The organism is Oleiphilus sp. HI0086 (assembly GCF_001635225.1).
Genome location: NZ_LWFZ01000817.1, coordinates 1 through 2,836, shown reverse-complemented (window position 1 = coordinate 2,836; position 2,836 = coordinate 1). Strand labels below are relative to the sequence as shown.

At 43.3% G+C, this 2,836-nt stretch carries 2 protein-coding genes; one reads left to right on the top strand and one right to left on the bottom strand.

Annotation, left to right across the window (positions count from 1 at the left end; translation table 11 throughout):
• Positions 1 to 174: 174 nt before the first annotated feature.
• On the bottom strand, positions 175 to 417 hold the full coding sequence (locus A3756_RS14525) for a (2Fe-2S)-binding protein (RefSeq protein WP_082865273.1): 243 nt from the start codon (positions 415 to 417) through the stop codon (positions 175 to 177).
• A 247-nt stretch (positions 418 to 664) separates the two neighbouring features.
• Between A3756_RS14525 and A3756_RS14520 the strand changes: the two genes are divergently transcribed.
• The gene (locus tag A3756_RS14520; RefSeq protein ID WP_068553752.1) at positions 665 to 2,803 is read left to right on the top strand and encodes an FAD-dependent oxidoreductase; all 2,139 of its coding nucleotides are present in this window, start codon (positions 665 to 667) and stop codon (positions 2,801 to 2,803) included.
• The last annotated feature ends 33 nt before the right edge of the window (positions 2,804 to 2,836 follow it).

Sequence of the window (2,836 nt, the reverse complement as noted above, 5' to 3'; positions counted from 1 at the left end):
CTTTTTTATCAGTGTGGTGCGATGAGTATATTACTTTTTAAATTCAAAAGGCACGTTATTGCTTTAATAATCACAGACTTAATAAACTAAATAGTTATCATTAAGTTTTTAAGGTTTGATACTGGATAGGCTAGATAGAATCGAAGGGAAAGGAAAGGAAAGGAAAAAGACTGCTTAAACACGAACCTCTAAGGCAAGCTGCATAGCCGCAGTATTTTGCATACTGGTCATTTTTTCACTGATTAAGTCTTTAGCATAAGTGGTACATTGACCACAGCACTTGCCAATACCTAGCGAGTCCCTGATCACCTTACATTCTGTCGCACCCTCATGAATAGCAGAATCAATATCTTTATCGCTAATACCATTACAAACACAAACCAACATATGATCACCACTTGCTAGAGTTGCGAGCATTATACCTTAATAGGAATCATTTTCAAATAATTAAAGTTACCATCAACTGACATAGATCAATTGAGGAGCTATCTCCCGATGGAGATATTTATATTGCACACAATGTAAATATCTCGGTAGACTAGCCCTTCTTAACATATAGTTACTTATTAAATTGAACTCTTAAGACATAGCTGCAGTCTGAACAAACGCACTCCTTATTAGACTTCATTCAAATAACCACCATTTTGAAGGTAGATACAGATTTATGGATAAAAAGAAAAGACTTCTTATTGTCGCGCTCGTTATTCTCATTGGCTGCTTTTTTTTCTTCGACCTTGCCCAGTACTTGAGCCTCGACTACTTTAAGTCTCAACAACAGGCTATCAGTGACTTTCATTCGCAAAATGCAATACTCAGTGCTGGCATATTCGTCATGATCTATATTGCTGTGACTGCTCTCTCCTTGCCTGGCGCCGCAGTAATGACACTTGCAGGCGGTGCAATCTTCGGTTTGTTACAGGGAACGATTCTGGTGTCCTTTGCCAGTACAATCGGTGCAACACTAGCCTTTCTAGTTTCTCGAACACTACTGAAAGAAAGTGTACAAAAAAAGTTTGCTGACTCCCTTAAGTCAATTAATGCAGGCATTGAAAAAGAAGGCGCGTTTTATCTGTTTGGCTTACGCCTTGTGCCTTTATTCCCGTTTTTCGTTATTAACTTAGTGATGGGTTTAACGCCAATCAAGACTCGCCAATTCTTTTTGATCAGCCAGCTCGGCATGCTCCCAGGCACCCTTGTTTACGTTTATACCGGTACTCAGCTTGGTCAGATTGATTCTCTATCAGGCATCCTATCACCCGGTTTATTGTTTGCTTTTGCTCTACTCGGCCTATTCCCTATTTTGGCCAAGAAGTTAATGGAAAGCATACAAGCTAAAAAGGTTTTCGCTAACTATGACAAGCCGTCTAAATTTGACACCAATATGGTCGTTATCGGTGCAGGTTCAGCAGGACTGGTTACTTCATTGATCGCTGCAGCAACCAAAGCAAAAGTCTCTCTTATTGAGCGTCATAAAATGGGCGGCGACTGCTTAAATACCGGTTGTGTCCCCAGTAAAGCACTCATTCGTTCGGCTAAAATGGCAAAGTACTATGAGCGTGCTGAGGAATTTGGTCTATCAAATGAAAATATCGAGGTCGACTTTCCTGCGGTAATGGAACGCATTCAATCGATTATTAAAACCATTGAGCCTCACGACTCTATCGAGCGATTCACGGGACTCGGTGTTGACTGCATTACCGGCAGCGCAGAAATCATTGACCCTTTTAGAGTAAAAGTTAATGGTGAAACGATCACCACGCGTAACATCGTTATCTCCACAGGAGCGCGGCCTTTTGTTCCTGCGATTAAGGGCATTGAAGATACAGGTTATTTGACTTCCGATACGATATGGGAACTTAGAGAAAAACCAGGCCGCATGCTGATCATCGGTGGTGGGCCTATCGGCTGTGAAATGGCCCAGAGCTTCCAGCGCCTTGGAGTGCAGGTGATTCAAATGGACCGCTCTGCCCGCATCATGCCACGAGAAGATGAAGACGTGAGCGCAGAGGTTCAAAAGCGCTTTATTGAGGAAGGCATTGATCTTAGATTAAACCATCAGCCAACAGAGTTTATTACTGATAATGGCCAAAAAGTTCTGTTGTGCACCGACATTGACGGCACTGAACAGCGAATTGAATATGATGTTTTGCTATTGGCAGTCGGACGTAAAGCGAATACAGAGGGCTTTGGTTTAGATAAATTGAATATCCCCTTAACGGATAAAGGCACGATAGAGGTGAACGAATTCCTTCAAACGCGCTTCCCCAATATCTATGCGTGCGGCGATGTGGCCGGGCCTTATCAGTTCACGCACACGGCCTCTCACCAAGCCTGGTATACCGCTGTGAACGGTTTATTCGGTTTATTCAAGAAGTTCAAGGCAGACTATCGCGTCATTCCCTGGGCGACTTTTTCAGACCCGGAAGTGGCCCGTGTCGGCATCAACGAACAGGAAGCCAAAGCACAAGGTATTGCTTATGATGTAAGCCGTTATGATATTGATGATTTAGACCGAGCTATTGCCGATGGTGAGGCTCATGGTTTTATCAAGGTGCTAACCGTCCCCGGGAAAGATAAAATTCTTGGGGTAACGATTGTCGGTCATCATGCCGGGGATATTATTGCTGAATACGTGACGGCAATGAAGCATGGCTTAGGTCTGAATAAGATCCTGGGCACGATTCATATCTACCCAACCCTGGCGGAAACCAATAAGTTTGTCGCTGGTAACTGGAAAAAAGCCAACGCGCCTGAGAAGGTATTGCAGTTTCTTGAGAAATTTCATGCATGGCGTCGTGGTTGAGGCTTATTCATTCTTAGGCTGAGAACGCCATTC